Source organism: Parabacteroides sp. B2-S-102 (assembly GCF_023656665.1).
Lineage (GTDB): Bacteria > Bacteroidota > Bacteroidia > Bacteroidales > Tannerellaceae > Parabacteroides > Parabacteroides distasonis.
In genome coordinates this window covers 481,372-497,829 of the sequence record NZ_JAMOKM010000002.1, presented here as the reverse complement: position 1 = coordinate 497,829, position 16,458 = coordinate 481,372, and the positions used below count along the sequence as shown (strand labels likewise).

Sequence of the window (16,458 nt, the reverse complement as noted above, 5' to 3'; positions counted from 1 at the left end):
TACTACTTTATCGGTCTTCTTTCAAGGCCTCTTCCAAGCTGATTCCTAGAGCTTCAGCTACTCCCTTACCGTAAGCAGGGTCTGCCTTGTAGCAATTGCGTACGTGGCGTTGCTTGATGAACAGTTGGGCGTTACCCATCGCACGGGCGGTATTTCCGAATAACAACTGTTGCTCTTCCGGCGGCATCAAACGGAATAAGGCACCCGGTTGGCTGTAATAATCATCATCATACTCACGCTCGTTGTAATTATAAACATCCCCGTGTACTTTCAAAGGCGGTTCCTTCTTCTCGGGAGAGTCTTTCCATTCGCCGAAGCTGTTAGGTTCGTAACCCTTTGCGGCTCCATAGTTTCCGTCTACACGCATCGCTCCGTCACGGTGATAGGCATGGAACGGACAGCGGGGCTTGTTCACCGGGATCTGCTCTAGGTTCACGCCAAGGCGGTAACGCTGGGCGTCGCCATAAGAGAATAGACGACCTTGTAACATCTTGTCTGGGGAGAAGCCGATACCTTCGACAGTATTCATCGGGTTGAATGCGGCTTGCTCCACGTCTTGGAAATAATTCTCCGGATTACGGTTCAACTCGAGGATACCGACATCCATTAACGGGAAGTCCTTATGCGGCCATACTTTCGTGAGGTCGAACGGGTTGATCGGATAGGTCTCGGCCTGCTCCTCAGTCATCAATTGGATCTGGAATTTCCATTTCGGGAAGTCCCCACGCTCGATACTCTCGAACAAATCACGCTGATGGGATTCACGATCCTTGGCGATGATCGCAGCCGCTTCCTCGTCACTCAAGTTCTTGATACCTTGCAGGGTTCTGAGATGGAACTTCACCCAGATACGTTCGTTCTTATTGTTGATAAAACTGTACGTATGGCTACCGAAACCATGCATATGTCGATAAGAGTAAGGAATGCCGCGAGAACTCATCGTAATCGTTACTTGATGCAGGGCCTCGGGAAGCAAAGTCCAGAAATCCCAGTTGTTATCCTCGCTTCGTAGATTCGTTTTCGGGTCACGTTTGACCGCATGATTCAAGTCCGGGAACTTTAGGGGATCACGCAAGAAGAATACGGGGGTGTTGTTACCTACCAAGTCCCAGTTACCCTCCTCTGTGTAGAATTTCATGGCGAATCCACGGATATCACGCTCTGCGTCGGCTGCTCCACGCTCTCCGGCTACGGTGGAGAAACGGACAAAGCAGTCAGTTTTCTTGCCTACCTCGCTGAAAATAGCCGCTTTCGTATACTTTGTGATATCATGTGTAACGGTAAAGGTACCGAATGCGCCGGAACCTTTGGCGTGCATGCGTCTTTCTGGGATCACTTCACGGTCGAAGTGCGCTAGCTTCTCAATGAACCAAGGGTCTTGTAATACCATCGGGCCACGTGGCCCCACTGTTTGTACGTTCTGATTGTCCGCAACAGGGCGCCCGTTGGCGGCAGTTAGTTTTTTGTCTTCCATAACTTTAGTTTTTATGTCGCAATAAAGAATTTTAGATAAAGTAATCTTTAAATAAAACTGTTTAGAAACAACAATTGTTTTTAACTTCCTGACAAAAATAAGATGTTGTTAGACAGTTGTCAAATAGTTAATATCTATAAATATATAGACGGGTAGTAGAAACTCAGTGGGGATAGGCGCATGAGTTATAAAAGTATCTTAGTTTCATCGCCCCATACACCTAAGATACTTCGCCAATGAACTTAGGATACTTTCTCTATGAAACTAAGATACCTTGTTTAAAAGGTATGGATACAAAAAAGCGGTTGTCTGGCAAGATGCCAAGCAACCGCGGTATGGTTTGAAAAAATCAAATGTTCACCTTCCCGGTAAAATGGGGTGTTACTTATTTATTGTAACCCCATTTTGTTAACTCCGACTGACCGATAGCAGCGAGTGATCTCAAGCAGCTATCCAAAAAATGTCTAATAAAACTTTTCATAGCTCATTTTCTTTTTAATTAATAAATCTGTGCCTTTCGACACGTTCTAAATCTCACATAACTTTTGAAGTCCGAGTAACGAATGAATTGAAAACCTAAACCTTTAACCTTTTAACCTATTACTAACCTAATCCCGAACTTCTGATAACCTTAACCTAAACCTTCCTCTTTTTCATCGTGAGGTTTACCACATGCGGTAAACCCAAATTGTCCAAGGTTGAAACCCTAGCAAATCGATGTAACGTTTAAACAATCTCTTTACCATATTTGCTTTACAATTATGTTTTACGACACAAATATACGGCGTTATTCCATACGTGGTATGTTTTATAGCATGTTTTTTGCGGATTCCTATGTTTTCTTGATCTATGATAAAAAAAGCGGGAATCAGATTCATATAATGATAGTATTTGAACGTTTGGCATGTCTATTGTGTTACCATGCCATTGCGTTTCTATTTCTATTTGCTACATTTGCGGAGCTAAATGTAAGATAATGTAATATATATGAGTAGAAAAGAGGAGTACAAAGAGAAGAATCTATTGTATTTGGACGAGATCGCTTCGGAAGAGGGAACCCGGACATTACCGTGTGGTATATTATATAAGGTAATACAAGCGGGTACAGGCAAAGTCTCTCCTAATCGGGAAAGCGTCGTTTCCGTACGTTATAAAGGAACGTTGATTAACGGAAGGGAATTTGATAACTCATGGAAACGGGGTTGCCCGGAAGCCTTTCGCTTGAACCAAGTGATTGAAGGCTGGCAATTGGCTCTTCAAGAAATGCGGGTAGGGGATAGATGGATAATCTATATCCCTTACAATTTTGGTTATGGTAATCGTGCCTCGGGTCCGATCCCTGCTTTCTCCACATTAATATTTGAGGTAGAGTTGTTGGGAATCGCCTAATTCCAATCATAGAATATATAATAATGTATCCGAAGGGAGTAAAAAAGAATAACCATGGGTTTAGCCATGGCTATTCTCTTTTTGCCTCATTAGAGGATTGGAAACTTTCTATTGTTTAGGCGTATCATCCGTCTTCTTTCCTTTATCCAGCCATTTCTCTTGGATGGTCTGCATCAGTTCATAGAAGTTAGGGATGAACATCGTGGCGAATATCGTATTGATAGCCATACCGAATACTACCGCCGCACCTAAGGATATACGGCTGGCCGCTCCCGCTCCGGTAGCGAAAAGCAAAGGCATGACACCCAATACAAAGGCGAACGAGGTCATCAGGATCGGACGTAAACGAACGTGTCCGGCTTCCAAGGCGGAATCCCGTATCGGATTACCTTCCTTTCGGAAATCCCGGGCGAACTCTACGATCAAGATACCATTCTTGGCGGACAAGGCGATCAATAAGATAATACCGATCTGGGTATATACGCTTACCGGAACCCCCATCACCCAGCAGCCGATAATAGCTCCCAACAAGGCGATCGGCAAACCCATGATAGCCGCCAACGGACTTGTCCAGCTCTCATATTGAGCCGAGAGAACCAAGAAAGCGACTAGCAACGCCATGGCGAAAATAATCACCGTCGTAGATCCTGCTTTCGTCTCTTGATAAGCGACCGAGGTCCATTCATATCCAAAATTATCACCTAATTGCTCCTGTATCAGCTCCTCCATCGCTAGGATCGCTTCTCCGGAGCTATATTTCGGGTTGGCGATACAAGTAATAGCCGCCGATGAATACATATTATATAGGTTGATCTGGTCTAATCCCAATTGCTCGTCTAATTCGATAAAAGAGGAGAAGGGTACCATCTCTCCTTTACTATTCGCCAGACTCAAACGGAGTACATCATCGATCACTTTCTGCGCCTCTCCGTTCGCCTCGATCTTAACTTGGTAAATACGTCCGAACTCCACGAAATCGTTCACGTACGCCGCTCCCATATAATAGCTGAGCGTGGAGAATACTTGATTCAACTGAAGACCGAGCATCTGCACCTTATCCCGGTCTATCTTCAGTAGATACTGCGGGGTATTGGCCTGATACATACAAGAAAGGTTCAGCAATTGCGGTTTCGAGCGGTAGCTGGCCTGCAATGTCTCCACGGCATGCTGCATCTCCGTCGGACCTAGGTTCTTACGATCCTCCAATTGCAGTTGCAAGCCGCCCGAAGCGCCCAACCCCGGGATAGCTGGCGGTACCATACCGAATACCTGCGCTTCTTGGATAGCCGATGCCTCCCGGTTGAAACGGTTGGTCACGGCCTCTGCCGTATGCTCCTTACCTTTACGTTCGTTCCAGTTCTTTAGGATCACGAAGAAGGTGGCCGTATTGGATTGCTCCCCTCCACCCATCACGGAGAATCCGCTAACGCTGATGAATGATTTCACCTCGGGGTATGTCTTTAGGATCTCGTCGATCTGCTTGGTGACCGCCTCCGTCCGGTTCAAGCTCGCCGCCGGGGGTAATTGGGATACGACTAGGAAATAGCCGTCATCCTCTTCGGGTATAAAGGTTGTCGGCCAGCGCATAAACAAGATAACCGCTACCGCCGTGATGATACCGTAAACGATCATCGCCGCTCCCGGTCGTTTCAGCATCCGCTCCACGATCGAGTCGTACATCTTCTGAGTCTTTCCGTATACCTTATTGAATCCTTTGAAGAGGAAGAATTTTGGTTCTTCCGTATTCTTCTCCAAGAAAAGGGCGCAAAGCGAGGGCGTAAGCGTAAGCGAGTTAAATCCGCTTAATACGGTAGCGGCGGCGATTGTCAAGGCGAATTGCTTATAGAGCTGCCCGGAGATACCGCTGATAAACGTTGTCGGGATAAATACCGCCAATAATACCAATACCACGCCCACGATAGGCCCTACGATCTCATCCATGGCCTTCGATACCGCCTCGTGGGCCGTATATTTCCCGGTATCGAGGAGCCGGGTGGAGTTCTCTACCACCACGATGGCGTCGTCTACCACCACCGCTATCGCCAGAATCAAGCCGAATAAGGTCAACGTATTAATGGAGAAGCCTAAAGCCGCCATGACCGCCAGTGTACCGATCAATGAGACCGGAATCGTAATGAACGGGATGACTACCGCCCGGAAATTCTGTAAGAATAAGAAGATAACCAAGACCACCAGCAAGGTTGTCTCCAAGAACGTGATAAGCACCTCATGGATGGAGGCGTCGATCACCTCGGTCGTATCCAAGGTCACTTTGTATTCCACGCCTTCGGGTAAGGAACTGCCTAATTCTTTCATCTTGGCCTTTACCACCTTCGATACATCCAATGAGTTGGAACCCGGCAACTGGTAGATCGCTATCGCAGCAGTCGGCTGTCCGCTTAATTTAGAGACCACGTTGTAAGAGGAGCTACCCAACTCTATGCGGGCGATATCCTTCAATCGCAGGATCTTGCCACCTTGCCCGGTCTTAAGGACAATATTGCCGAACTCATCCGGTGTCGTCAACCGTCCTTTCACGGTCAAGGTATATTGATAGGGGTTATCCGCCCGTAGAATCGGTTGGCCTACGTAACCGGCGGATACTTGGGCGTTTTGCGTGGATATGGCTTGATAGACCATGTCCGGCGTCAAGTTACGGATACGCATCGCCTCCGGGTCTAGCCAGATACGCATGCTATAGTTTCCGGCTCCCATCACCTGTACCGAGCCTACACCCGGCAGGCGGGTTAGCTGGTCTATCATATTTAAGGTGGCGTAATTACTTAAATACAACCCGTCGTAAATGGAATCCTTGGAACTTAGGGTAAGCATCATCACGATATTGGAGGATTGCTTGCGGGTGGTGATACCTTGTACGATCACGGGTTCCGGCAAGCTGCTCTGGGCGATACTCACCCGGTTTTGCACCATGACGGTCGCCATGTCGATATCCGTTCCCACGGCGAAGGTGATCGTTAGGGAGTAAGCCCCCGAACTGGAGGAGTTTGAACTCATGTAAAGCATACCGTCCACGCCGTTTACCTGTTGCTCGATCGGTAAACCTACGGTCTGCGCTACGGTCTGTGCGTCCGCCCCGGGATAAACGGCGGATACCTGTACGGTAGGCGGCGTGATCTCCGGATACTGGGCGATCGGTAATATATTGAGGGTGACCAAACCCGCCACGACGATGATCAGAGCAAGTACGGTGGCGAATATCGGTCTGTTAATAAAGAACTTTACCATAGCTTGCTTATTTTATAGGTTTGATAGTCATGCCATCTCGTACCTTAAGCAGGGCGGAGGTGACATAGGAGTCTTTGGGGCTGATACCGGCGGTCACTTGGCGAAGCGTATCGTCTACCAATTGGCCCACCTCGATAGGACGGTATCGTACGACATTGGAGTCGTTCACGATATAAAGGTACTTCCCTAATTGGTCGGTACCGATCGAGGCGTCGCGAACCAAGACCGCATTCGGCTGCTCGGCATACGGCAGGGTGATGGTGACATATAAGCCACTCTTCAATACATGCTTCGGGTTATCCAGATTGGCACGTACGTTCAGGGTACCGGTCGATAGGTCGATATTGGGGGATAGATAATCCAGCCGGCCCGTATACGCATTGCCGCCATCCTTGCCTATGCTGACGAGGATCTCGGTCGGAAGCTTCACGGTGCTATCGTTGCGGGCGGCTTCCAGCATCATCTTCATGAACTGGTTATCCTCGATATTGAAATTGGCGAACATCAAGTCGTCCTTGTATAAGGTGGCCAAGGTAACCGGCTGGACGGCTCCGTTGATGTAATTACCTATATCGTAGCTGGCCCGGGTAACCGCACCGTCGAAAGGCGCACGGATATAGCAATAGCTCAAGTTGGTCCGTGCGGTATTCAACTCCGCCTCGGCATTCTTCACGGCAGCCTCAGACTCCGATACGGTAGCCTCCGCTTGGATCACTTGTATCTGGCTTACGGCGCCGCTCTTAGCCGCCTCCTTCATACGCTCGTAGTTACTGCGTGCATATTCCAGCTGGGCTTTGGAGGTCTTTACGGAAGCCTCGGCTTGGGTGACGTTATCTTGATAGGTGTCCGGTTCGATCACGAAGATAAGATCGCCCTTCTTCACCCGGCTTCCGGCCTTGAGGTAAGAGGTACGCAAGTATCCGTTGACACGGGCTACCAAGTCTACTTTCAGTTGTGAACTAAGGTATCCGGGGTATTCTTTCGTCAAGGTAATGTCCCTCACGATCGGCGTGGATACGCTTATGGAGGGCACGGGCGTTTCCATCGGCTTGCTTTTCCCCTTGCAAGACGCCAGTAATAAGGCGGAGGCTCCGATAATCCCTATGTAAACAAATGTCTTCATATCTTTTGTCTTTAATGATTATTTATATTAATTGTTTGAGTGGGCTTTTGTTCGATCGGATCGAACGGCCTACATAGGATTCCATCCTCCGCCCAATGACTGATAAAGCTGTATCAAGTTCAGTAGGGAGCTACCTTGAGCCTGTGTCAATTGGTTCTGGTAGGTGAGGAGGGAGCGTTGCGCGTCCAGTACGTTTTGGAAAGGCGTAAGGCCCTGCTTATAGAGGTCTAGGGAAAGATCCAAGGTCTGTTTTCCTTGGTTTACCACTTCCCGGAGGGCTACGATCTGCTTGATCGAGTTCTTGTACGAGCTCATGGCGTTATCCACTTCCTGTACGGAGGTAAGCACGGTCTGGTTGAATTGCCGGATCGACTCGTCCAACTGGGCTTTCGCCAACCGGGTAGCCTGTATCTTCTGGGTGCCTTGGAAGAAGTTCCACGTAAGGGTAGGGGCGATCTCATAGGTCAAGCTATTATGATTCGCCAGCTTGTCGAAGTCGTGGGAGGCGAAACCGACCGAGCCTTTCACGAATACTTTCGGCCACCAATCGGACTTAGAGGCCCCGAGCGAGGCGGCAAGCGCATTGACCTGCCGTTCTGCCGCACGTACATCCGGACGGCGTAGCAACAGGTTTGCCGGTAGCCCTACACCGACCGGCTCGATATATTCCGGCAAGGAGGCCTCTGTCTCCATGATCTTTTGCAGATCGGAAGGGTACAGGCCTAGCAAGATCGCCAAGGAGTTCGCGTATTGGATGATACCGGCCTCCAGCATCGGTAGGGAGGCTTTCGTGCTGTAGTATACGGATTGCGCCTGCGCTACGTCCAGTTTAGAGACTAGCCCGGTCTCATACCGTTTCTGGGTGATCTGTACGACCGTCTGTTGGGAGCGGCAGTTCTGTTGCGCTACCTTTACCTCTTGTTGCAGTTCCCTCATATTGATATAGGAGGAGGCTACTTGAGCGCAAAGGGAGACCATGGCGGCGTTGTATTCCTCTTTCGAGGCGGCGAAATTCTCTTTCTCCGCTTTCACCCGGTTCCGGATACTCCCGAATACGTCCACCTCCCAGTTCATATCTACGGTAGCGCTGGAATATTGGGTGATCGCCTTGGGTACCTGATTGATATTGCCGCTACTTTGTTGCCGTGTCCATCCGGCAGAAAGCCCTAGGGTGGGCGAGTAGCTTCCTTGTGCCGACCGCAGGTTGGCTTTTGCCATGGCGATCCTGTCCATCGCCATTTGCACGGAATAGTTTTGTTTCACGGCTACTTCTATCAGCGAGTCCAGCAACGGGTCCTTAAAATTTCTCCACCAATTATCTTCTACGGGAAGTGTCTGCTGGAAATCACTCCCTTCCTCAGACCATGACCCGGGTAGGGCACGGTCTAAATACTTATGCTCTGTCTGCGCCATTACCCCGATCGGTACCAGCAAGCACAACAAAGCATAACATGTCAGGCGTAAATGTTTGTGCATAAATATATATGTTTAGATTTAGCTTTTAGCAAAACAGTTAAGGGTGAGAAATGTTTGTATCTTTGCCTATTTATATATCCCAAAAACTGAAATATATGGATATCTTATTGGTTATACTAGGCGTTATCTGTTTGTTGGTGGGATTGGCGGGGTGTTTTTTGCCGATCTTGCCGGGGCCGCCGGTGGCGTATTTGGCTTTGTGGCTGTTGCATTTTACGGGCTATGCGGAATTTACGGTTACGGAGTTGGTCGTGTGGGGATTGCTGGTCGTGTTGGCACAGGCGATGGACTATGTTACGCCCATGCTGGGGACTAAGTATAGCGGAGGGTCCAAGTGGGGAAATTGGGGATGTGCCGTGGGAACTGTGGCCGGTATGTTCGTGTTTCCGCCTTGGGGGATCTTGCTGGGTCCTTTCGTGGGGGCTTTCGTGGGGGAACTTTTGGGAGGTAAGGCGTCCGGGGATGCGTTGAAGGCTGGTTTCGGGGCGTTCGCTGGTTTTTTATTGAGTGTCGTGCTGAAGGTTACCCTTTGCGGCTATTTTATTTATAGTTTTGTGAGAGGGATAATTAATTGAAGATGGTAATTAATAAAGTAAGATATGTTTGAGAAAATTGTAGTGGTAGATTCTACCGGGTTGAATACATGGGGAGTGGAGCGTTTGAAGGCGCTTGGAAAAGAGGTTGTTTTTTATACCGGCATTCCGGAAACGGATGAGGAGATTGTGAACCGGATCGGGGACGCAGATTGTGTGCTCGTCTCTTATAATACACAGATCCGAAGGAACGTGATCGAGGCTTGCCCGAATATCAAATACATCGGGATGTGCTGTACCCTTTATAGCGAGTCTAGCGCGAATGTGGATATAGCCGCCGCACGTGAGCGGGGGATAACGGTTTTGGGCATCCGCGACTATGGCGATGAGGGAGTCGTGGAGTATGTCATTAGCGAGCTGGTCCGTTTGTTGCATGGTTTCGGCGGGAAACAGTGGAAGCATAAGGCGTATGAGCTGGGCGGGCAAAAAGTAGGCATCGTGGGATTGGGTCGCACCGGGAGAATGATCGCTGACGCCCTTCGTTTCTTGGGGGCGGAGGTTTATTATTTCAGCCGTACCCGTAAGCCGGATGCCGAGGCCTCCGGTATCGCTTACCTGCCTCTGCGGGAGTTGCTGCCGGAAGTGGATATTTTATGTACTTGCTTGCCTCGTAATACGATTCTTCTGGGGGCGGGTGAGTTTCGTTTGTTCGGTAATCTGAAGATATTGATCAATACGTCGGTAGGGCCTACTTTCCGTGTTCCGGATTTACAACGTTGGCTTAGCGCCCATAAGCGGAATTTCTTCTTATGCGATGAGGTAGGTATCGGGAATTATGCGGATACCTTGACGCAATTCGATAATGTCATATATACCCCGAAAGTCTCCGGCCACTCGGAGCAATGTATGGAGCGATTGTCGCAAAAGGTAATAGCGAATATCGAAAGCTATCAGAATTGATATATCCAGTTGTAGAGACGGGGCACGCCCCGTCTCTACAACTGGGGACAGTATTGATAGGGCTTATCCCCCTATCAACCTTCTTTCTCGATCTGCTCCTGAACGATAGCGTCTACGACAGCTACGGTAGTCAGGTTCACGATATCACGGGTAGAGCTTTCTACGTCGGTGAAGTGGATCGGTTTGTTCAATCCCATCTGGATCGGGCCGATCGTCTCGGTGATACCCAGCGTATCCAATAGCTTGTACGCGCTGTTGGCGGAGCTTAGGTTCGGGAAGATCAAGGTATTCACGTCTTGTCCTTTCAGCTTGTTGAACGGGTACATATCGTCGCGCAGCTTCTTGTCGAGGGCGAAGTTTACTTGCATCTCTCCGTCTACTACCATGTCTGGGTATGTCTTATGCAAGAAGTCGATCGCCTCGTGCACCTTCAGCGGGCTACCCTGCTTGTCGGAACCGAAGTTCGAGTAAGACAACATCGCCATCACCGGCTCGTGAGCGAAGAACTTCACGGCGTCGTGCGTCAGGCGGGCGATATCGATCAATACCTCGGCCGACGGGTGACGGTTGATCAGCGTATCGGCCATGAAGAAGGTACCCTTCTTACAAGTCAGGATGTTCAAGGCACCGAAATGCTTGTAACTCGGGCGGATGCCGATGATCTGTTCCGCCATCTTGGTAACCTCCGAGTAGCGGCTGTATACACCCGTCACGAAAGCGTCAGCGTCGCCGGTAGCCACCATCATCATACCGAACGCATTACGGTCTACCATCTTCTCGCAAGCCTCTGAGTAAGTCACGCCCTCGCGCGCCTTCTTGTCGGTAAGGATACGGGCGTAGCGGTGGCGGCGTTCCGTCTCACGGTCGTGGCGGAGGTTGACGATCTCGATACCGTCCAGACTGATATTCTCCTCAGCGGCGATCTTGGCCAGACGCTCCTCGTTACCCAGCAAGATCGGGAAACAGATACCTTCCGCTTTCGCCTCGGCGGCGGCTTTCAGCATATTCACGTGGTTCGCCTCCGCGAATACCACCCGTTTCGGGTTCGCTTTCGCCATATCGGTGAACGAGCGCAAGAGTTTATTATCGTACCCCATCATCTCACGCAAATGGTTGGCGTAGCCCTCCCAGTCGGTGATCGTCTTGCGAGACACGCCCGAGTCGATAGCGGCTTTCGCCACGGCGCAAGATACACGGGTCAGCAAGCGGGGATCGAGCGCTTTCGGAAGGATATAGTCGCGTCCGAAAGTGGTTCGTTTCAGCTTATAGGCGGCGTTCACCACGTCGGGAACCGGCTCCTTGGCAAGGTCGGCGATGGCGTAGACGGCGGCCCGCTTCATCTCCTCGTTGATCGCCTTGGCGTGCGTATCCAAGGCGCCGCGGAAGATATAAGGGAATCCCAGCACGTTGTTGATCTGGTTCGGATAGTCGGAACGTCCGGTAGCGAAGATGATATCGTCCCGCGAGGCCATCGCGTCGGCGTAGGAGATCTCCGGGTTCGGGTTCGCCAAGGCGAATACGATCGGGTCGGCGTTCATGCTACGTACCATCTCCTTGGTCAATACGTTCGCCACGGAGAGGCCCAAGAATACGTCGGCTCCCACCACGGCCTCCTGCAAGGTCTTGATCGGACGGTCGGTAGCGAACTCCCGCTTGGCGGCGTTCAAGTCCGGGCGGCTGGTAGAGATGACGCCCTTGCTGTCGCACATGACGATATTCTCCTTGCGCGCTCCCAGCATCACGTACAGTTTCGTACATGAGATAGAGGCGGCTCCGGCGCCGTTCACCACGATCTTCACGTCCTCGATCTTCTTGCCGGCGATCTCCAAGGCGTTGATCAGCCCGGCGCCGGAGATGATTGCCGTACCATGCTGGTCGTCGTGCATGACGGGGATATCCAGCTCGTTCTTCAAGCGAGTCTCGATCTCGAAACACTCCGGTGCCTTGATATCCTCCAAGTTGATTCCTCCGAACGTGGGCGAGATCGCCTTCACGGTCTGGATAAACTTCTCCGGATCTTTCTCGTTCACTTCGATATCGAATACGTCGATACCTGCGAATATCTTGAATAGCAATCCCTTGCCTTCCATCACCGGCTTACCGGCCAAGGGGCCGATATCGCCCAGCCCGAGTACGGCGGTACCGTTGGAGATTACGGCTACCAAATTACCTTTCGCCGTATATTCGTACGCGTCCAGCGGATTCTTCTCGATTTCCAGACACGGCTCGGCTACGCCCGGCGAATAAGCCAGGGATAAATCCGTTTGCGTGCTATGAGGCTTTGTCGGGATAACCTCGATCTTACCCGGTTTGCCCTCGACATGGTACCGAAGGGCCTCCTCTTTTGTAATCTTTGCCATAGGTATGTTTATTAATTATGTTGTTCCTATTTAAAACCACCGCAAAAGTAACAAATTATTATGAGTTTACTAGGTTTTGCTTACAAATAGTTTTTTCAAGAAAGTGCGAATAGTAATCCGGTTTTAACTTGTGAGAGTGGAACTCTATTGTTATATTTGAAGATTTAATAATCAGGGCCTCCATCCAAGAGAGACCTATAAATCTATTTATCATGGCAATACTAGTAAAACCCGTGCAACGAATAAACCCTTTGGACAAGGAAGCGCCTAAGAAATGGTATGTAACTCAAGTAACTACCGCCCAAGCGGACGAGACCGAGGTAGCGATGGAACTCGCCGACGAGACTACGTTGAACCCTTCCGAGGCGATGATGGCCATCCGCCAGCTTCGTAAGATCTTGCTTCGCAGGCTGCTGGGAGGCGAGAGCGTGAAACTGGGTAACTGGGGTAGTTTCAGCGTTACGCTTTCCAGTTTGGGGGTACCTACCAAGGAGGAGGTCAACGCCAAGAATATCAAAAGTGTGAACCTTAACTTCCAGCCTGACGAGGCTTTCAAGACGGATCTTCAGAAGGCTACTTTCGCTTGGGTGGACAAGCTGGCGGAAGGACGACCGGGTGGCTCCGGCGGCTCCGACTCGGAATCTCCGGACGAGATATAGGCTAGGATGATAGCCGCGGGCCGGTATCCGGGCAGGTACTCACGTGTACCCGCCCAGATACCGGCTTTTTGTTGCCCGGATACAAGCGGGTACCCGTACGGTTACGCTCTTGCACTTACGTATCTGCGTCCTTGTATCTACGTATCTGCATCTTCGTATCCGTACGGATACACGGATGCAGATACGTAGATACAAGAATGTAGCCGTACGGATACGAGTAAGGAAGATGCCGGGTAGATAAATAATCGTGGAAGAGGTGTAGGCGTTGTCCCTGCGGGACTCTGGTTAATTATGAGATCAAAGATAATAATATTTATTAAATAGCTGGTGAAAATCAATAATAGTCTTAAGAAAAAAAACAATAGTGTTAATGAGCGGAGTGAAATAAAACCATTTACCACCAGAGTCCCGCAGGTACTCGTAAACTTAAAGAACCATGAAACACCTACTTTATATATTTTTAGTTTTAGCAACCTTGCTTACGGGGTTGTACTTGCTACCTAAGCATACTCCCTTATTTGAGTATTATAGGCTGAGGCCTGTTTTTGAGGTAGCTACTATCGTATTTTTAATCGGTGTCTTATGCTTGTATGGGCGGGAGAAGAGGCAAGTCAAGATGATCTTCTCCCGTTTGTCTCAAAAGAATTTCTTCTTGGATTTGGCCATACAGTGTGGAGGCATATACATCTGGGAATTCAAGGATGAGGAGTTCTTTTTCAAGTATCCTGTCGGTGACCAGCCGTCGCGAATCGAGTTGGAGGAGATGTGGAAATTGATACATCCCGATGATCTCATCGCTTTCAAGCTGCAGAGGCAATCCTTATGGAAAGCGGACAAGGAGGTATTCCAATGCCGTGCCCGCTTTACCGGATCTGATTATGAATGGTGGGAATTCCGCTTTAGCGCCATGCCTGCGGTAGATAATGCGGAGGGAGGTAAAGACGTGAGCGGTATACTTATCAACATCAATGACATGAAGAAACGGGAAAAAGAGCTTATCCTCATGAGGGGGTATGAGCAAAAGTTCTTGGCGAACATGAGCCATGAGATACGTACGCCGCTGAACTCTATCGTAGGCTTCTCGAACCTGCTGGCCTCGGAGAAGGACTTAGACGAGGCCGACAAGCAGCTGTTTGCCAAGACGATCAATCAGAGCTGCGATCTGTTGTTGGTGCTCATCAATGATATTCTGGAGGTTTCGAGACTTCAATCGGGACAAATGAAATTCGAGAAAGAGAGCTGCTCCGTCAAGGAGTTGGTCGACGATCTTTACCTCGCCCATCAGTTATTGGTCCCCACCCACCTACGATTCTCGAAAGAGGCGGAGGGGGATTTGTTTATCTATACGGATAAAAAGAGACTTTCGCAAGTTATAACCAATTTCTTGACAAACGCTTGTAAATTCACGAATAGCGGATATATAAAGTTGGGATTTAAGCATCTGAGGGGGACGGATGAGGCGGCGATTTTTGTCGAGGATTCCGGGATCGGTCTATCGGAGGAGGAACAAGAGAAGGTATTCAGCCGTTTTTTCAAGCAAGATGAATTCAGCCAAGGGGCCGGTCTAGGGTTGTCTATCTGCCAAGGAATCGTACAAAACTTGGGGGGACGGATAGCGCTGAGTTCTAAGCAGGGAGAAGGAAGCCGCTTCTCGGTCGTGCTGCCGGTATACAAGGGGGGATAGTGGAGCGGGAAGCGGATGTCTTGCCGACCCTAGACGGGATTCTCATTTTATTCCTCTTTTTGCTCGATTTTTGTGGATTTACCTCTTTGGGTTATAATGACGATAATTCCATTGCTAGCTTTAGGCCCCCATATGGCTGCGTCTGATCCTTTTAGTAAAAATATTTCTTCTATGTCGTTAACAGGGTAATCTAGGATGTCGAAATCGATAAAAGGCGTGTCATCAATCACGACTAGGGGTTTCCCTTCATTTTTTGATCTAAAGGAAGTTATCGCGTCACGGAGTACCGGATAATATTTTTGCTTAACGTTATCGAAGATAAATTTAACCCCGCTAAAGCGAGATAATAACGATTTCATCTCATTTATATGCCACCGTTCTATATCTTGGGAGCTATAAATACGGCTGGAAGCTTGGACGGGCGAATAGAGTCCTTGATTCTGTTTGTCTTTCTTGAATGCCTTGATTTCTACATTCTCCAACTCGATGGTCTTCCATATATCATCATTTGGCCTTTTATCAGGTTCCGATTGTTCCTGGTCGATTGTTAAAGTCTTGGCCAAAGTATCCAATACGAGATTCTTCCGTATGGAGTCGGTTCCCGGATCGTTCATGATAGGAAGTAGCCTTATCTTGAAGTCCGGAGGCAAAGATTGGAGTGATGAGATATTTTCTAGCTTGAAAAACGGTCGCCCGGAAAGTAGATCGCCATTACTATCGACTAAAAGAAAACTAGACAGGCCGGTCTTGATGTTTTTTTTCTCGAATACGATCCATCTCCTTGAGAAATCCCAAATGTCTTTATAAACGATGGAGTCTTCGGATTGTAACAGTATATATAAAGTGTCTTTAAATTGCAAATGCTCTGGTTTTAAGGCGGAGACTAATATTTGGTCTTCCTTGAAATGTACTTTTATCCCTATTGACAGGGTTGCGGCAGGTAATATAAAGCTTTTTTCTATACCTTCTGTGCTTTTACAGTTCAGATAATAGGTCCTTCCTTCATCTGGGTAAATATTGAAATATCCTAATCCGTTATATAAGGATTTTACGTTTTGTACAATATTACCTCTGTCATCCACGATCTCTCCTGAGATATCTAATGTTCTACCATCTCTGCTTTCTGCCTTGAATGCGACTACGCAGGCGGTATTTAATATCAATCGGCCCCCTTCCGGATAGAATGAGACTGTGTAAGCCTCATTTCCCTCCTTGATATCCGGATTTGATGCGGTCGATTTATCCCCGTGAAGCAATGGGAGAAAGAAAACTAGAACGTTTAGTATCAGATGGTACATGATTTTTATTTAGTTTTTTTATTGTAAACTATGTCATTGCCTTTAGGAAATCTATGATATTCCGTTGCTATGGGAAAAACGGTTGATGATCATTCTTCGCTCTAAATGTAACAAAAGAATTTATAAACTTAGGACTAAAATACATATATTATGATGTATATTGCTGAAATAGACCTGAAAAAGAAGAAACGACAACTTATTCCCTTGACGCGGATATGTCTCTTTGGCTATGTTGACGGCAAAAGAAAGAACCTAG

General features: G+C 48.6%; 11 protein-coding genes. 5 read left to right on the top strand and 6 right to left on the bottom strand.

Translation table 11 applies throughout. The features are described from left to right. Positions 1-7: 7 nt before the first annotated feature. Entirely contained in the window at positions 8-1,474 is a 1,467-nt protein-coding gene (locus NBH07_RS04890; RefSeq protein ID WP_005858216.1) for a catalase, read from the bottom strand. Positions 1,475-2,461: 987 nt separating this feature from the next. Here NBH07_RS04890 and bamJ point away from each other — a divergent pair. Beyond that, positions 2,462-2,863 (top strand): BamJ family beta-barrel-assembly machinery protein, encoded by a 402-nt coding sequence (bamJ, locus tag NBH07_RS04885; protein ID WP_156682409.1) that lies wholly within the window; start codon positions 2,462-2,464, stop codon positions 2,861-2,863. A gap of 108 nt (positions 2,864-2,971) precedes the next feature. On the opposite strand, the gene NBH07_RS04880 is transcribed toward bamJ, so the two are convergent. The 3 genes from NBH07_RS04880 to NBH07_RS04870 all read right to left on the bottom strand — a co-directional run bounded on the left by NBH07_RS04880 (position 2,972) and on the right by NBH07_RS04870 (position 8,708). Next, the gene (locus NBH07_RS04880; RefSeq protein WP_170105524.1) at positions 2,972-6,109 is read right to left on the bottom strand and encodes an efflux RND transporter permease subunit; all 3,138 of its coding nucleotides are present in this window, start codon (positions 6,107-6,109) and stop codon (positions 2,972-2,974) included. Between the two features lie 7 nt (positions 6,110-6,116). Next, positions 6,117-7,232, bottom strand: a complete 1,116-nt coding sequence (locus NBH07_RS04875; protein ID WP_005858206.1) for an efflux RND transporter periplasmic adaptor subunit — start codon at positions 7,230-7,232, stop codon at positions 6,117-6,119. 69 nt (positions 7,233-7,301) lie between these two features. Then, complete coding sequence (locus tag NBH07_RS04870) at positions 7,302-8,708, bottom strand: efflux transporter outer membrane subunit (protein WP_009017110.1); 1,407 nt, start codon at positions 8,706-8,708, stop codon at positions 7,302-7,304. Positions 8,709-8,803: 95 nt separating this feature from the next. Between NBH07_RS04870 and NBH07_RS04865 the strand changes: the two genes are divergently transcribed. Both NBH07_RS04865 and NBH07_RS04860 read left to right on the top strand, forming a co-directional pair. Next, the gene (locus tag NBH07_RS04865; RefSeq protein ID WP_005866214.1) at positions 8,804-9,283 is read left to right on the top strand and encodes a DUF456 domain-containing protein; all 480 of its coding nucleotides are present in this window, start codon (positions 8,804-8,806) and stop codon (positions 9,281-9,283) included. A 24-nt stretch (positions 9,284-9,307) separates the two neighbouring features. Then, positions 9,308-10,201: a D-isomer specific 2-hydroxyacid dehydrogenase family protein gene (locus tag NBH07_RS04860; protein WP_009017112.1), complete on the top strand. Its 894-nt coding sequence runs from the start codon at positions 9,308-9,310 to the stop codon at positions 10,199-10,201. Between the two features lie 74 nt (positions 10,202-10,275). Here the strand turns inward: NBH07_RS04860 and NBH07_RS04855 are convergent, their stop codons facing one another. Beyond that, complete coding sequence (locus NBH07_RS04855) at positions 10,276-12,561, bottom strand: NADP-dependent malic enzyme (RefSeq protein WP_156682407.1); 2,286 nt, start codon at positions 12,559-12,561, stop codon at positions 10,276-10,278. Positions 12,562-12,773: 212 nt separating this feature from the next. Between NBH07_RS04855 and NBH07_RS04850 the strand changes: the two genes are divergently transcribed. Together NBH07_RS04850 and NBH07_RS04845 are read left to right on the top strand one after the other, a co-directional pair. Then, positions 12,774-13,220, top strand: coding sequence for an HU family DNA-binding protein (locus tag NBH07_RS04850; RefSeq protein ID WP_005858196.1), 447 nt, complete (start codon positions 12,774-12,776; stop codon positions 13,218-13,220). Positions 13,221-13,656: 436 nt separating this feature from the next. Further along, a complete protein-coding gene (locus NBH07_RS04845; protein ID WP_009017114.1) occupies positions 13,657-14,904 on the top strand; it encodes a PAS domain-containing sensor histidine kinase in 1,248 nt (415 codons plus the stop codon). 47 nt (positions 14,905-14,951) lie between these two features. Here NBH07_RS04845 and NBH07_RS04840 read toward each other — a convergent pair whose 3' ends face one another. After that, positions 14,952-16,202, bottom strand: coding sequence for a TonB-dependent receptor (locus tag NBH07_RS04840; RefSeq protein ID WP_036632482.1), 1,251 nt, complete (start codon positions 16,200-16,202; stop codon positions 14,952-14,954). Between the last annotated feature and the right edge of the window lie 256 nt (positions 16,203-16,458).

Excerpts from the sequence above, each read along its gene's own strand:
- NBH07_RS04875 (WP_005858206.1), bottom strand. The coding sequence starts at position 7,232 with ATGAAGACATTTGTTTACATAGGGATTATCGGAGCCTCCGCCTTATTA.
- NBH07_RS04890 (WP_005858216.1), bottom strand. The coding sequence starts at position 1,474 with ATGGAAGACAAAAAACTAACTGCCGCCAACGGGCGCCCTGTTGCGGAC.
- NBH07_RS04860 (WP_009017112.1), top strand. The coding sequence starts at position 9,308 with ATGTTTGAGAAAATTGTAGTGGTAGATTCTACCGGGTTGAATACATGG.
- NBH07_RS04850 (WP_005858196.1), top strand. The coding sequence starts at position 12,774 with ATGGCAATACTAGTAAAACCCGTGCAACGAATAAACCCTTTGGACAAG.
- NBH07_RS04845 (WP_009017114.1), top strand. The coding sequence starts at position 13,657 with ATGAAACACCTACTTTATATATTTTTAGTTTTAGCAACCTTGCTTACG.
- NBH07_RS04870 (WP_009017110.1), bottom strand. The coding sequence starts at position 8,708 with ATGCACAAACATTTACGCCTGACATGTTATGCTTTGTTGTGCTTGCTG.
- NBH07_RS04865 (WP_005866214.1), top strand. The coding sequence starts at position 8,804 with ATGGATATCTTATTGGTTATACTAGGCGTTATCTGTTTGTTGGTGGGA.
- NBH07_RS04840 (WP_036632482.1), bottom strand. The coding sequence starts at position 16,202 with ATGTACCATCTGATACTAAACGTTCTAGTTTTCTTTCTCCCATTGCTT.
- NBH07_RS04880 (WP_170105524.1), bottom strand. The coding sequence starts at position 6,109 with ATGGTAAAGTTCTTTATTAACAGACCGATATTCGCCACCGTACTTGCT.
- NBH07_RS04855 (WP_156682407.1), bottom strand. The coding sequence starts at position 12,561 with ATGGCAAAGATTACAAAAGAGGAGGCCCTTCGGTACCATGTCGAGGGC.
- bamJ (WP_156682409.1), top strand. The coding sequence starts at position 2,462 with ATGAGTAGAAAAGAGGAGTACAAAGAGAAGAATCTATTGTATTTGGAC.